This is a genomic window from Vibrio sp. SCSIO 43086 (assembly GCF_051132235.1).
GTDB classification, from domain to species: domain Bacteria; phylum Pseudomonadota; class Gammaproteobacteria; order Enterobacterales; family Vibrionaceae; genus Vibrio; species Vibrio diabolicus.
Genome location: NZ_CP072677.1, coordinates 2,756,420 through 2,770,316 on the forward strand (window position 1 = coordinate 2,756,420; position 13,897 = coordinate 2,770,316).

At 46.3% G+C, this 13,897-nt stretch carries 12 protein-coding genes; 7 read left to right on the forward strand and 5 right to left on the reverse strand.

All coding sequences use genetic code 11. The features are described 5' to 3' along the window. Nucleotides 1–21: 21 nt before the first annotated feature. Together mrcB and hrpB are read right to left on the reverse strand one after the other, a co-directional pair. Nucleotides 22–2,394: a penicillin-binding protein 1B gene (gene mrcB, locus J8Z23_RS13010; protein ID WP_434633837.1), complete on the reverse strand. Its 2,373-nt coding sequence runs from the start codon at nucleotides 2,392–2,394 to the stop codon at nucleotides 22–24. Next, entirely contained in the window at nucleotides 2,387–4,855 is a 2,469-nt protein-coding gene (gene hrpB / locus J8Z23_RS13015; protein ID WP_434633840.1) for an ATP-dependent helicase HrpB, read from the reverse strand. Before hrpB ends, mrcB begins: the two co-directional genes overlap by 8 nt. A gap of 66 nt (nucleotides 4,856–4,921) precedes the next feature. Here hrpB and sfsA point away from each other — a divergent pair, with 66 nt between their 5' ends. The 7 genes from sfsA (at nucleotide 4,922) to panC (ending at nucleotide 10,868) form a co-directional block, all read left to right on the forward strand. After that, nucleotides 4,922–5,638: a DNA/RNA nuclease SfsA gene (gene sfsA, locus J8Z23_RS13020; RefSeq protein WP_006743318.1), complete on the forward strand. Its 717-nt coding sequence runs from the start codon at nucleotides 4,922–4,924 to the stop codon at nucleotides 5,636–5,638. 136 nt (nucleotides 5,639–5,774) lie between these two features. After that, a complete protein-coding gene (gene dksA, locus J8Z23_RS13025; RefSeq protein WP_005386584.1) occupies nucleotides 5,775–6,221 on the forward strand; it encodes an RNA polymerase-binding protein DksA in 447 nt (148 codons plus the stop codon). Between the two features lie 96 nt (nucleotides 6,222–6,317). Next, nucleotides 6,318–7,181, forward strand: a complete 864-nt coding sequence (gene gluQRS / locus J8Z23_RS13030) for a tRNA glutamyl-Q(34) synthetase GluQRS (protein WP_434633844.1) — start codon at nucleotides 6,318–6,320, stop codon at nucleotides 7,179–7,181. Between the two features lie 101 nt (nucleotides 7,182–7,282). Then, nucleotides 7,283–8,650, forward strand: a complete 1,368-nt coding sequence (gene pcnB / locus J8Z23_RS13035) for a polynucleotide adenylyltransferase PcnB (RefSeq protein ID WP_046875073.1) — start codon at nucleotides 7,283–7,285, stop codon at nucleotides 8,648–8,650. Further along, nucleotides 8,647–9,132 (forward strand): 2-amino-4-hydroxy-6-hydroxymethyldihydropteridine diphosphokinase, encoded by a 486-nt coding sequence (gene folK, locus J8Z23_RS13040; protein ID WP_434633847.1) that lies wholly within the window; start codon nucleotides 8,647–8,649, stop codon nucleotides 9,130–9,132. The genes pcnB and folK overlap by 4 nt, the downstream gene beginning before the upstream one ends. A 24-nt stretch (nucleotides 9,133–9,156) precedes the next feature. Beyond that, nucleotides 9,157–9,951, forward strand: a complete 795-nt coding sequence (gene panB, locus J8Z23_RS13045) for a 3-methyl-2-oxobutanoate hydroxymethyltransferase (RefSeq protein ID WP_005396718.1) — start codon at nucleotides 9,157–9,159, stop codon at nucleotides 9,949–9,951. Nucleotides 9,952–9,962: 11 nt separating this feature from the next. Next, nucleotides 9,963–10,868, forward strand: a complete 906-nt coding sequence (panC, locus tag J8Z23_RS13050; protein ID WP_005396717.1) for a pantoate--beta-alanine ligase — start codon at nucleotides 9,963–9,965, stop codon at nucleotides 10,866–10,868. Between the two features lie 55 nt (nucleotides 10,869–10,923). On the opposite strand, the gene J8Z23_RS13055 is transcribed toward panC, so the two are convergent. From J8Z23_RS13055 to J8Z23_RS13065, 3 genes are all read right to left on the reverse strand, one after another. Then, nucleotides 10,924–11,853 (reverse strand): Kdo(2)-lipid IV(A) acyltransferase, encoded by a 930-nt coding sequence (locus J8Z23_RS13055; protein ID WP_258586490.1) that lies wholly within the window; start codon nucleotides 11,851–11,853, stop codon nucleotides 10,924–10,926. Nucleotides 11,854–11,980: 127 nt separating this feature from the next. After that, on the reverse strand, nucleotides 11,981–12,751 hold the full coding sequence (locus tag J8Z23_RS13060; RefSeq protein ID WP_005396714.1) for an ABC transporter permease: 771 nt from the start codon (nucleotides 12,749–12,751) through the stop codon (nucleotides 11,981–11,983). After that, a complete protein-coding gene (locus J8Z23_RS13065) occupies nucleotides 12,752–13,669 on the reverse strand; it encodes an ABC transporter ATP-binding protein (protein WP_005396713.1) in 918 nt (305 codons plus the stop codon). Nucleotides 13,670–13,897 lie beyond the last annotated feature (228 nt).

Here is a 13,897-nt window from a genome sequence, read left to right on the forward strand (position 1 = left end):
AATGTTGTTGATTTGGCGATGCTACCAATCAAATAAGCTGTTAAGCCAGTTTGATTTCTTCTCACACTGCTGCTTTATTTGACCCGTTTTATCCCAAACTGGCAGTTTGTAATCACTACGACAGTTCATTTCTAAACCACCATCTGATGTCGTCTTAAATCCTAACGTGGTGATCTCTCTTGGCCATGGAAGCTCTAAACGCTCAGGAATGCGTTGCTTCAAATACTCTGCGTACACTCGTAACGCACCGCTCGATCCCGTTAGATGAACCGGTTTGTTATCGTCGCGGCCTAGCCAAATTGTCGTCACTTCACGGCCATCAACACCGACAAACCAGCTATCGCGGTTATCGTTACTGGTACCCGTTTTTCCTGCCAGTGCAGCCCAACCAAACTGGCTTTGTAAGAAGCGGCCTGTACCTTGAGCAACCCCCTGTTTCATCGCGTAGGTCGTTAGCCATGCTGCTTGCTCATCCACGGCTCTTGATGAACGAGGCAAGGATTGATACAGCACATTACCTTCCATATCCATCACTGAACGCAGAGCGGTCAGTTTCGCACGTTTGCCTGAGTTCGTCAGTGTCTGATACATCTGCGCGACTTCAAACGGCGTCAAAGAAAACGAGCCCAAAAACATCGAAGGCACTGGGCGGATTTCGTCTTTGTTGACGCCCAAACGTTCTAAAGTATTGGATACTTCTGGGATACCAAGCGCCATGCCTAATCGCACAGTTGGCACGTTGAGCGACTTCGCTAGAGCAATATAAAGTGGCACATCACCACGGTATTTTCGGTCGTAGTTGCGCGGTGTCCATACATTACCTTTACTGCTTTTCAGGCTTAGCGGCGTGTCGTGCAGCGTCGTGCCTAGGTTATATTTTTCCGGCTGTTCTAGAGCCGTCAAGTAAATCGCTGGTTTAACTAGAGAACCAATTGGACGACTGGCATTGAGCGCGCGGTTAAAACCTTCATAACCAACACGTTTACCGCCAACCATGGCACGGATTTCACCACTATGACGATCAACCGCAACAGCGGCAGCTTCCAATTCTTTACCGCCTCGTTTAGCTAGCTCCGGGATCTTTTTCGCGATGGCTTGCTCCATTTTGCTTTGCGATACCGGATCCAGAGACGTAAACACGCGCAGCCCGGTTTCCGCTTTAAATCGCTCCCCCACTTTTTCTTTCAATTCAATGCTCAATTGTTGGAAATAAGCGGGCTGACGGCTCGCAATACGTGGTTTGCTCTGCGTATCAAGCGAACGACTGACGGCTTGCTCATACTGCTCAGATGTCAGCATGTTTTGCTGCATTAACAAACGTAATACAAGATCGCGGCGCTCTTTCGTGCGCTCAGGGTAACGAATTGGATTGTAATAAGATGGTCCTTTTACCATCCCAACTAACATCGCCAGTTGATCGATTCGCAGCTCTTGGATCGGTTGTCCAAAGTAATAACGCGATGCCAAGCCAAACCCGTGGATCGCTTCACCACCGCTTTGCCCCAAGTACACTTCGTTAAGGTAGGCTTCCAAAATACGATCTTTGCTGTAACGGTAATCCAAAATTAACGCGATATACGCTTCTCTAACTTTGCGCCACAGCGTTTTATCACGGGTCAAAAACAGGTTTTTCGCCAACTGCTGAGTTAGCGTACTACCACCTTGAACAGTACGACCCGCTTTAATGTTTGCAACCATTGCTCGTGCAATCGCGAGTGGAGACACCCCATCGTGTTGATAAAAATCCCGGTCTTCGGTCGCAAGCAGTGCATCAACTAAAATTTCCGGGAACTGATCACGACGCAAGAACAGACGCTGCTCATCTTGATCTTTCTCCAGCATCCCCAACATCTTAGGCTCTAAGCGTAAGTAACCAAGATCACCTCGGGACTCTAAAGACTGAATACGCTGTAAGCCAGAATCTGAAAAATGGAGCATCACGTGACGATCCGGTTCAGGACCATCGGCAAATTCAAATGGACGACGGATCAGCTCAATACGAGTGGAAGAAGAAGAGTACTCACCAGGATAGCGAGGCTGACTTACCTTACGGTAATTCAGTACATCCAGCTCGTTGCGCAGTTCTTGAATGGTGATATTTTCACCCGGATTTAAGTTCAAGATGCGAGCATAAACCACCGTTGGCAGTTCAAACAGCTGGCCTTCAAAGCGCTCTTTCACGACACTATCTAAATAAATACCCACAAACAGCAAAACAGCGGCAAGCGCAACACCGGCTTTCCAGCTAAATGACCACAAAACTTTCAGCCACGAACGTTTCTCGTTAGCCGGCTTTTTACTCGGTGTGCGTCGAGTCGGTTTTGTCGTTCCTTTATTGGTTGTACTTTTCTTCGCTGGCGCTTTTTTCGCGCTAGGCTTCTTGCTGTTAGTCATTATTCAATTGTCTTTTTGTTTTCGTAGTTGCTACATGATTGGCAGGATCATCTGGCCAAACGTGTTTTGGGTAGCGCCCTTTCATCTCTTTTTGAACTTCTTTATAGCTTCCGTTCCAGAAAGCCGCCAAGTCAGACGTCACTTGCAGCGGACGTTGTGCCGGCGAAAGCAGTTCAAGCACCAAACGCTTACGACCAAGCGCTACCGTAGGGGAGCCACTCTCACCAAATACCTCTTGCATACGCACCGATAATTTCGGCTCATGGCCATACTGGTAACGGATACGCTTCTTTGAACCTGTAGGCAGTTGGTAATGCTCTGGTAACCATTCATCCAGTTGTTGATTGAGTGGCCAACCTAATCGAGCGTTCAGCGCTTCGACCAAGTTTATCTTGCTCAAATCGTTAACCGAACTGACGGACGTCATGTACGGCTCTAACCACTCTTCTAATGAATCCAACAAACTGGCTTCATCAAACATTGGCCATGATTGCTCGGGTAACCATTCCACCGCACAACGAATCCGAGCCAACAAGCTCTCCGCTGCCGGTGTCCAGTTTAGACTCTGTAAGCCCTGGCGGCGGACATACGTGAGTAAAGCTTGTGTCATTTTTTCTTTGCCAGGGCTTGGCAAAGGCTCGCGTTCAACCACCAGCTGACCGAGTTTTGTTTGTCGCTCAGCCATTAGACGCCCTCTTTTTTCATCCCAGTCTACAACTTCTTCAGACGAAAATAGCGCTTCAAAGGTCGCTCGCAATATATTGACATCCAATTCACATGCCGAATGAATTTGACTGGAGTTAGAATGAGAACGCATTAAGTCAACGGCAACCAAATACTCACAGCCACCTAGCATGTCTTCCTGACGACATTCTGCACCATGACCATTAGCCAAAGTAAATCGCCCAAATTGATTTGTGCGCTGCTGCGCAATGCGATCTGGAAATGCCAAACTTAACACCAGCGGTAATGCATCTTCATCCACGCCTTTCAGGTCAAATACCGTATCCAATTTGTACGCTAGAGATTGAGCACGCTTGAACAACAGCGACTTTTTTGGATGAGTACCAACAAGCCAACGATGCAAGCTATGAGCGATATTGGTAACGTTTCTCTCTGGCTCTTCAATCAGTGCGACCGCCGCCAAAGCAGCATTTAACATCTTATCACTGTAAGATTGCGCTTTAATTAGCATCGCAGCCGCACGAGGCTCGACGCCTAGTTCATGCGCCTGTTTTCCTTCGGACGTTAATTGCCCTTTTTCCGTCAGTAGTCCCAATGACACCAATAGCTGCTTCGCTTGTTCCAATGACGGATTAGCGGGAACATCAAGCCACTTTAGATCGTGGATATCACTCGCTCCCCAAAATGCGAGCTCCATAACTAAACTCGCCAAATCGGAATGCAAAATTTCGGGTTGAGAAACCTGCGGCTGTTGCTTGAACTGGCTTTCAGAATAGAGGCGAACGCAAATGCCCTCTTCTATTCGTCCCGCTCGTCCTGCACGCTGAATCGCTGAAGACTGTGCAATGCGTGTTTGCTCTAAGCGTGTTAAACCGTTTTTCAAATCAAACCGGGCAATACGCTCTAGCCCAGAATCAACCACAAGGCGAATGCCTTCAATCGTCAGTGAAGTTTCTGCGATGTTGGTCGCGAGTACGACTTTACGCTTGCCGTGTTCTGCCGGCGTGATGGCTTTTTGTTGCTCAGTAAAGCTCAGTTGCCCATAAAGCGGACACACTTCAATATCATCCGCCAAATGAGATAAACGTTCTTCGACTTGTTTAATTGCCCCAACGCCCGGTAGGAAAGCCAACAAAGAGCCGGACTCTTTGTTCATAAGACTTTCTATTGTTTTTGCCATACTCGTAGGTAAATGATCATTCACACCTAACGGTTGGTAACGCATTTCTACGTCGAAACTGCGTCCTTCTGATTCAATGTAACAGGCTTCCGGCAACAACGACTGTAAGGCTTGTTGATCAAGCGTTGCCGACATTACCACCAGCTTGAGATCGTCTCGCAATGCCTCTTGAACTTCTAAACTGAATGCCAAAGCGGTATCGGCATGAATGCAGCGTTCATGAAACTCATCAAAGATCAGCAGTTCAACACCATCCAGTTCAGGGTCAGTTTGGATCATCCGAGTCATGATCCCTTCGGTTACGATCTCCAACTGCGTTGCAGAACTTACCTTTGCCTCGCCACGAACTCGATAACCCACGCGTTGCCCTACTTGCTCTCCCAATTGCTCAGCAAGATAACGGGCAATGTTACGCGCCGCGAGTCGTCTTGGCTCAAGCATGATGATTTTTCCAGCAACCGAATGATTTAAGAGTAACTGCAAAGGGAAGTAAGTCGACTTACCGGCACCAGGCGCCGCTTTTAAGATCACTTGATGTTGATTTTTGACCGCCGTCAGCAACTCAGGCATCACGGCTTCAATCGGCAATTGTGACAAAGGAAATACCTTGTGGTGTAATGGTGGCAACATTGTACATAAAAAAATTTTTGTCTAAATAAGCAAATGCATTTCACACCCGCTTTAGAGTCCGCCACTCTACTCAAACGCTATAAACGCTTTCTTGCCGATATCGAACTCGATACCGGTGAAGTTCGTACTATCCACTGCGCAAACACTGGCGCTATGACAGGTTGTGCGACACCGGGAAACAAAGTTTGGTTTTCCACTTCCGACAACCCGAAACGAAAATACCCCAATAGTTGGGAGTTGAGTGAAACCGAACAAGGCCACCGTATTTGTATCAATACCGCGCGCGCCAACCAATTAGCCGTTGAGGCTATTGAAAATAATGTCATTTCAGAGCTTTGTGGTTATGACACACTTCAAACTGAGGTGAAATACGGTAATGAAAATAGCCGAATTGATATCTTGCTCAGCGCAGACAACAAGCCAAAGTGCTATATAGAAGTGAAAAGCGTCACTCTTCTTGATGAGACCGACTCTACTGGACAAGGATACTTCCCAGATGCGGTCACGACTCGGGGACAAAAGCACCTGAGAGAGCTCACAGAAATGGCACAAAATGGAAGTAGAGCCATACTTTTATTCACTGTTTTACATTCAGGTATTGAAAAAGTATCCGCGGCGCACCATATAGACGCGAAATATTCACTATTACTCAAACAAGCACAAGACGCTGGAGTGGAAGTTCTCTGCTACAAAGCTGAACTGAGCGATACTGGAATGAAGCTGATTTCCGCTATTGATTTTATCAATTAAGAGAAAAAATGATGTCGTCTTCACATTGACGATAACTTTGCGATTCAGTATTTGCTTGCACCGCCTCTTTTTGCTATAGATACCCGCCTTAAATTGACTGCGTAGCAGTTGACTAGGTGTAAGTAGGAGATGCTGTATGCCAGAATCAAAGAAGAAAACGATAGGCATCCTAGCCATTGCCGGCGTGGAGCCATATCAGGAAAAACCTGGTGAAGAGTACATGTCACCAGAGCAGGTTGAACACTTTACGAAAATCTTAACAGCTTGGCGCGACCAGCTGAGAGCTGAAGTGGATCGTACCGTTCACCACATGCAGGACGAAGCAGCAAACTTCCCAGATCCAGTTGACCGCGCCTCTCAAGAGGAAGAGTTCAGCCTAGAACTGCGTAACCGCGACCGCGAACGCCGTTTGATCAAGAAGATTGAAAAGACTTTGGATAAAATCAAAGAAGACGATTTTGGCTTCTGTGAGTCTTGTGGCGTAGAGATTGGCGTTCGCCGTCTTGAAGCACGTCCAACCGCTGACCTATGTATTGACTGTAAAACACTTGCAGAAATCAAAGAGAAGCAAATGCAAGGTTAATCAACCAAGCATTATGATTATTGAAGGGAGCTCAGGCTCCCTTTTTGTTTTGACTACCTTTGCATCCCATTTGTTTACTAAATTCGAGATACACGCATGACACGCTATGTAGGTCGATTCGCCCCATCTCCTTCTGGTCCTTTACATTTTGGTTCACTGATTGCCGCTCTTGGCAGCTATTTTCAAGCGAAAGCACACAACGGAACTTGGTTAGTACGTATTGAGGACTTGGACCCACCAAGAGAAATGCCAGGTGCGGCGCAACTTATCCTAGATGCGCTCAAAGCCTATCAGCTGCATTGGGATGGAGAGGTGGTATACCAGAGTGAACGTCATGACCTTTACCAAACCCAAATAAACACATGGCTCAAAAATGGTGAGGCCTATTATTGCCAATGTACTCGAAAGCAAATTAAAGAGCATGGCGGGTTTTATCCTGGCACTTGCCGCGATAAAAACTTGAAAGACGGCGCGATTCGCCTAAAAATGACCAAGCCTGTCGCTCATTTCTTCGATCAGAAGCGTGGAACCATTACGATTCCAGAGCAACTCGTTAATGAAGATTTCATTATTAAACGTCGAGATGGATTATTTGCTTATAATCTTGCGGTAGTATTGGACGACATCGACCAAGGCATCACCGAAGTCGTGCGTGGTGCAGACTTAATCGAGCCAACAGGGCGTCAAATCAGTCTGTACCAGATACTTGGGCAACCTGAAGTCAGCTACTTGCATTTACCATTGGCGATGGACAACAACGGCAATAAACTGTCGAAACAAAATCACGCGACGGCTATTGATATAGAGACACCAAAGCCTACTCTATTACGCGCCATGACATTTTTGGGCTTCGAGATACCTGAAGCCATAAAAGCGGCCAACATAGAAGAGATTCTTCGTTGGGGCTGCGAAAACTGGCGCTTGGAACAGCTTCCAACAGAGATCGAGATCACACCGTGATTCTCAAATGGCATTGTGTAGGCTATCATTAGCCGCAAATTAGGCCCTAGAGGCGCAAAAACTAACCAAAGCAAGATTGGACTAAACCCAGTTATTGCCAGATGCACATGAATACAAACGACTATACACCAAGCGAACCTGCCACTATTCCAGAGCTCGCTCTCAATGTAATAACTCGTGAAGAGCACAACATTTCGCGTAAGCAGATCAGTGATAATGCACTGAAGGTACTGTACCGCCTAAATGGTGCTGGTTTCGATGCTTTTCTTGTGGGTGGCGGGGTTCGAGACTTACTGCTTGGACAGAAACCAAAAGATTTTGACATTGCGACCAACGCAACGCCGGAACAGATCAAACAGCTATTTCGTAACTGCCGTTTGATTGGTCGCCGCTTCCGCTTGGCTCATATTATGTTTGGCCGAGATATCATTGAAGTAGCGACATTCCGCGGTCACCACCAAGAGCAAAAGAATAAGAGCATCTCTCAGCAATCGAAAGAAGGAATGCTGCTGCGGGACAATGTCTACGGCACCATCGATGAAGATGCTGAGCGCCGTGATTTCACGATTAACTCGATGTACTACAATATCGCGGATTACTCGATTCACGACTACGCACGTGGTATTGAGGATTTAGAAGATCGCCTCATTCGACTGATTGGCGATCCAGAAACACGCTACCGTGAAGATCCAGTACGTATGTTGCGTGCGGTTCGCTTCGCGGTAAAGCTGGACTTTGATATTGAAGAAGACACCGCGGCACCAATCGAACACATGGCACCGTTGCTCGGTGACATTCCGTCAGCGCGTCTTTTTGAAGAGTCACTCAAGTTATTGCAATCCGGTCATGGCTTAGAAACCTACCACCTACTGCGTGAGTACAACTTATTCCAACAGCTCTTCCCGACGATTGCAGCGCACTTCACGGAAGATTACTCCTCTCACACTGAGCAAATGTTGGATCTTGTCCTAGATTCTACCGACATGCGCATCGAAGATGGGAAACGCATCAATCCAGCATTTATGTTTGCTGCAATGCTGTGGTACCCACTGTGTGCGAAAGCCGATGAACTGATGGAAGAGCGCAACCTAGGCCATTACGACGCTATTATGGAAGCGAGTAACATCATTCTTGATGAACAAGTTCGTACAATTGCCATTCCAAGACGCCACACCGCAACCATTCGCGAGATTTGGCAGCTGCAGCTGCGCCTTCCTCGACGTAACGGTAAACGTGCATTCCGTCTTATGGAGCTCAATAAATTTAGAGCTGGCTTTGATTTTCTTGAAATGCGCGGTGAAATTGAAGGTGGTGACACTCAGAAGCTTGCCAAGTGGTGGGAAACTTTCCAAAATGCAGGCCGAGAAATGCGTCAAGCAATGGCTGCCGACCTAGACGGTCAATCACCGAAGAGTGGTCAGCGCCGCCGTAAAACCTATCGCAAGAAAAAGAGTAAGCCTAAGTCATGATCACAGCGTACATTGCGGTAGGCAGTAACTTGGCTGATCCTGTCAGCCAAGCGAAGCAAGCGATTGAAGCGTTAAAAACGCTGCCTAAATCAGAATTTGTTCAGGTTTCTTCGCTATACAGCAGCACGCCAATGGGACCACAAAACCAACCGGATTACATCAATGCGGTTGTGTCGATTAACACCAGTTTGACGCCTCTTGAGTTGCTCGATTGCACACAAGCCATTGAGCAAGAACAAGGGCGTGTCCGTAAAGACGAACGTTGGGGACCAAGAACCTTGGACCTCGACATTGTTCTTTATGGCAATGAGGTGATTAATTCCGAGAGGCTGATCATTCCTCATTATGGAATGAAAGAGCGTGAATTCGTACTCTACCCTCTTGCGGAAATTGCACCAAGTTTACAACTCCCCGATGGGACCGAGGTCTCTAAACTACTGGAACAAGTAGATAGAAACGGCCTCAGTATCTGGCAGTCATAGCCAACTCCTAGTAAGGATAAAACCATGAAAAAAATGACCATCAACGACCTAATCAAGTGGAAGCAAGAAGGTCGTAAATTTGCTACTTCAACCGCTTATGATGCGAGCTTTGCCCAACTGTTTGAAAGCCAAGAAATGCCAGTACTTCTTGTTGGTGATTCTCTAGGTATGGTTTTGCAAGGTCACAACGATACTCTGCCAGTAACGGTCGATGATATCGCTTACCATACTCGTTGCGTACGCGCAGGTAGCCCAAATTGTTTGTTGATGGCTGACATGCCATTCATGAGCTACACCACGCCAGAGCAAGCTTGCGAAAATGCGGCTACACTGATGCGTGCGGGTGCCAATATGGTGAAAATTGAAGGTGGTGACTGGCTAGTAGACACTGTAAAAATGCTCACTGAACGCTCGGTTCCAGTTTGTGCTCACCTTGGTTTAACTCCTCAAGCCGTGAATATTTTTGGTGGTTACAAAGTCCAAGGTCGCGATCAAGAAAAAGCGGACCGCATGGTGAAAGATGCGTTAGCACTGCAAGAAGCAGGCGCTCAAATCGTCTTACTAGAGTGCGTGCCTGCTGAGCTTGCTGAGCGTATTACGCAAGTGCTCGACGTCCCTGTTATCGGTATTGGGGCTGGTAACGTGACAGATGGTCAAATTCTCGTGATGCATGATATGTTCGGTATCTCTGCCAACTACATGCCGAAATTCTCCAAAAACTTTCTTGCTGAAACAGGTGATATGCGCAAAGCCGTTGCTAAATACATTGAAGATGTAGCCAACGGTGTATTCCCAGACGACGCTCATACCATTGCCTAGAGGATAAATGCATGCAAACTTTTGCGGAAATCTCAGCAGTTCGTGAACACCTTAAAACCTTTAAACGTGAAGGTCGTAAAATTGCGTTTGTCCCAACCATGGGCAACCTTCACGAAGGTCACTTAACTTTAGTGCGTAAAGCACGCGAATACGCTGATATCGTTGTCGTAAGCATCTTTGTTAACCCGATGCAGTTTGATCGTGCAGACGATTTAAATAATTACCCACGTACGCTAGAGGAAGACTTAAGCAAGTTAACCTCTGAAGGGGTCGATGTCGTATTTACGCCGACACCAGAAGTTATCTATCCTGAAGGGCTTGATAAACAAACGTTTGTTGATGTTCCGGGTCTATCGACTATTTTAGAAGGGGCTTCACGCCCTGGTCATTTCCGTGGCGTCACAACCATCGTAAACAAGCTATTTAACATCGTTCAGCCAGATGTGGCCTGTTTTGGTGAGAAAGATTTTCAACAACTTGCTGTTATCCGCAAGATGGTTGTCGATCTTGCGATGGACATTGAAATCATCGGTGTACCAACCGTACGTGAAATGGACGGTTTAGCAATGAGCTCACGTAATGGTCTGCTTACACTTGACGAACGCCAGCGTGCGCCAGTACTTGCTCGTACAATGCGTTGGATCAGCAGTGCCATTCGTGGCGGCCGTGATGACTACGCATCGATCATCGAAGATGCGAGCGACCAACTTCGAGCTGCAGGTTTGCACCCTGATGAGATCTTCATTCGTGATGCTCGTACTTTACAAGTGATCACGCCAGAAACGACACAAGCCGTCATTCTGATGTCTGCGTTCTTAGGCAAAGCTCGTCTTATCGATAACCAAACGGTAGATATGGTTGTCGAAGCGAAGGAAGAAGCAGAGTCTAGTAATACAAACTCAGAGAGCGCAGAGTAAGCTCTGAGCCATCAAGACGTAAAAAGGTCGACTCTTAGTCGACCTTTTTTATGTTCTACGTATAGACGCAATCTAACCCTTCAGGGCGTGTTTTAAACCGCTTGTGCAGCCACATCCACGCTGGAATATCACGTTTTATCATTTTCTCGAGTTCTTGATTCAAGATACTTGCCGCTTTAATCGCATTACGCCTCTCGAAACGCTCACTGATATCTTTTCCAATATACAACGTGTAATGGTGATTCTTGCTCACTGTGACGCCAGATATGACCGCACACTTTGTTGCGTCTATAAGCACACTAGAGCCCACGGTACTCGCGGCTTGTTCAACAGCAAAGAACGGCGCAAAAACAGAATGGCTGACGCCATAATCATGGTCGGGCAAATACCACAGTCGATGACCATTTTTCAGAATTTTGAGCATTGATTTAACGTCTTTTCGATCAATCATTTGATGCCCAAAACGAGTTCGACCTCGATGTTGAATAAACTCATAAGCAGGGTTCGTGTTTGGGCGATACACACCGTAACCTTTGGCAAACTGGCTAAAAATACGAGCGGTTATCTCCAAGTTTAAATGGTGACTGCACACCACCAACACACCACGGCCATTCTTTTCCTCAGCGAGTAAACGATCTTTTCCAACAGTAGAGGTTATCCGACGAATCCGCCAATCTGGCCAAAACCACGCTATGCCCGTTTCGATGATCGCCATTCCCGTATATTGAAAGTTTTTTCGTACTACGTCCTTACATTGCCAATCCGTAAAATCAGGGAAACACAGCTGGAGATTACGCAGAGCGATCTTGTGTCGGCGCTTCATTACATGCATCGCAACACAACCGATGCCTCTACCTAAGATTTGCAACACCACGTAAGGGAGTAGATTTACAATAACCGCTAGAGAGCCAAATGCTAGCCATACAGACCAATATTTGGGCTTAAGTAACTGATAGGAGAAAGGCGGCGGCGGGACAATATTCATAGGATCACTCATTTATTACAAATGATTGAAACCTATCATGATAAAAACTGAAAGATTGTATGGGTATGTATTGTTATGCATGCCAAAGAGCAGCATGATTCGCTGCTCTTTGTTGTGTGGGAGAGTCTTAGCTTCTTAGCCCAATACCTTTCGTTACTAAGTAATGAGCAACGGCATACAGCGCTATCACAAACACCGCAAGCACACTGAATGAAGTGACAATACCTACATCCGATACGCCTAAAAAACCATAACGGAACGCATTCACCATGTAGACGATTGGGTTAATCTTAGAGACACCTTGCCAAAATTCAGGCAGTAAGCTGATGGAATAAAAAACACCACCCAAGTAGGTTAACGGGGTCAACACAAATGTAGGAATGATCGAAATATCATCAAACGTTTTTGCATAGACCGCATTGATCAGCCCGCCTAGAGCAAATACAACGGATGTCATGAAGACGGTCGCAACAATAATACCCCAGTGTTCAACTTGCAGATCCACAAACAATAGAGACACACAGGTAACAATAGCGCCTACTAACAAACCTCGAGTCACACCGCCCATTACGTATCCAGCAATAATCACGTAATTTGGCACCGGTGCCACCAGCAGCTCTTCAATGTTCTTCTGTAGCTTTGCACTAAAGAACGAAGACGCCACATTCGAGTATGAATTGGTGATAACCGACATCATGATCAAACCTGGAACTATGTACTCCATGTAGCTAAAGCCGCTCATCTCACCGATTCGAGAGCCAATAAGATTACCGAAAATGATGAAATACAGTGTCATTGTGATTGCAGGCGGAACTAAAGTTTGCACCCAAATACGCGTAAAACGGGTGATCTCTTTGCTCAGCAAGCTACGAAATGCCGTCCAATATAAACCGTACATTTACTTACTCCCTTCTCTTACAATGCTAACAAACAACTCTTCCAGTCGGTTGGCTTTGTTACGCATTGAAAGAACTTTAATACCATGCTCTGTTAACTGACTGAACACTGAATTCAATCCTTGGCTTTTATCTAGCTCTATCTCTAAAGAGCCATCAACAATACTTTGTCGATTGACGCCTTCAAGCTCAGGCACCTCGCCTTCAGATTCAATGTCTAGGATAAATGTCTCGACGCTTAACTTACCTAGCAACGCCTTCATGGTGGTGTTTTCGATCAACTCACCTCGGTTAATAATGCCGATATTTCGACACAGCATCTCCGCTTCTTCTAGGTAGTGCGTCGTCAAAATAATCGTAATCCCTTGCTCTTGGTTGATCTCTTTCAGAAATTCCCACATTGAGCGGCGTAGTTCAATGTCCACCCCAGCCGTTGGCTCATCCAAAATGAGCAACTGCGGCTCGTGCATCAAAGCTCGGGCGATCATCAAACGGCGCTTCATCCCGCCAGATAAATTACGGGCACGCTCTTTACGTTTTTCCCATAAATCGAGTTTTTTCAGGTACTTTTCAGCTCGTTCTTTGGCTAATACTTTAGACACACCGTAATAGCCCGCTTGCTGCATCACGATTTGTTCAACAGTTTCAAACTGATTGAAGTTGAACTCTTGTGGCACCAAGCCTAAATTCTGTTTGGCCAACTCAAGGTCGGTATCAATGTCATAACCGAAAACTTTCGTCGTCCCAGAAGTTTTGTTCACTAAGGAAGAGATGATGCCGATCGTGGTCGATTTTCCTGCACCATTGGGACCCAGAAGCGCGTAGAAGTCACCCTTTTTCACTTGGAGACTAATACCTTTTAATGCCTCAAAGCCACCTGCATACGTCTTGCGCAGCTGTTCAATTTCTAATGCGTACATAAGGTCGTGATTGCCGTTTGTTTGTGATTACTAATACCGACTCGATGTTTATCAGCGGTTTACTACGAAATCGCCTTGGGTATTGTACTGGAGGTCCATCAGTTTATCGTTGAATAACGATGATTACAATTAAACCTTTCGATAATATTGGAAATATAGTCCCTATCAACGTAAAGGTTATCTGCAAGTAAGGAAAAGTTAGGGAATAAAAAACGCAACAGAGCGCTG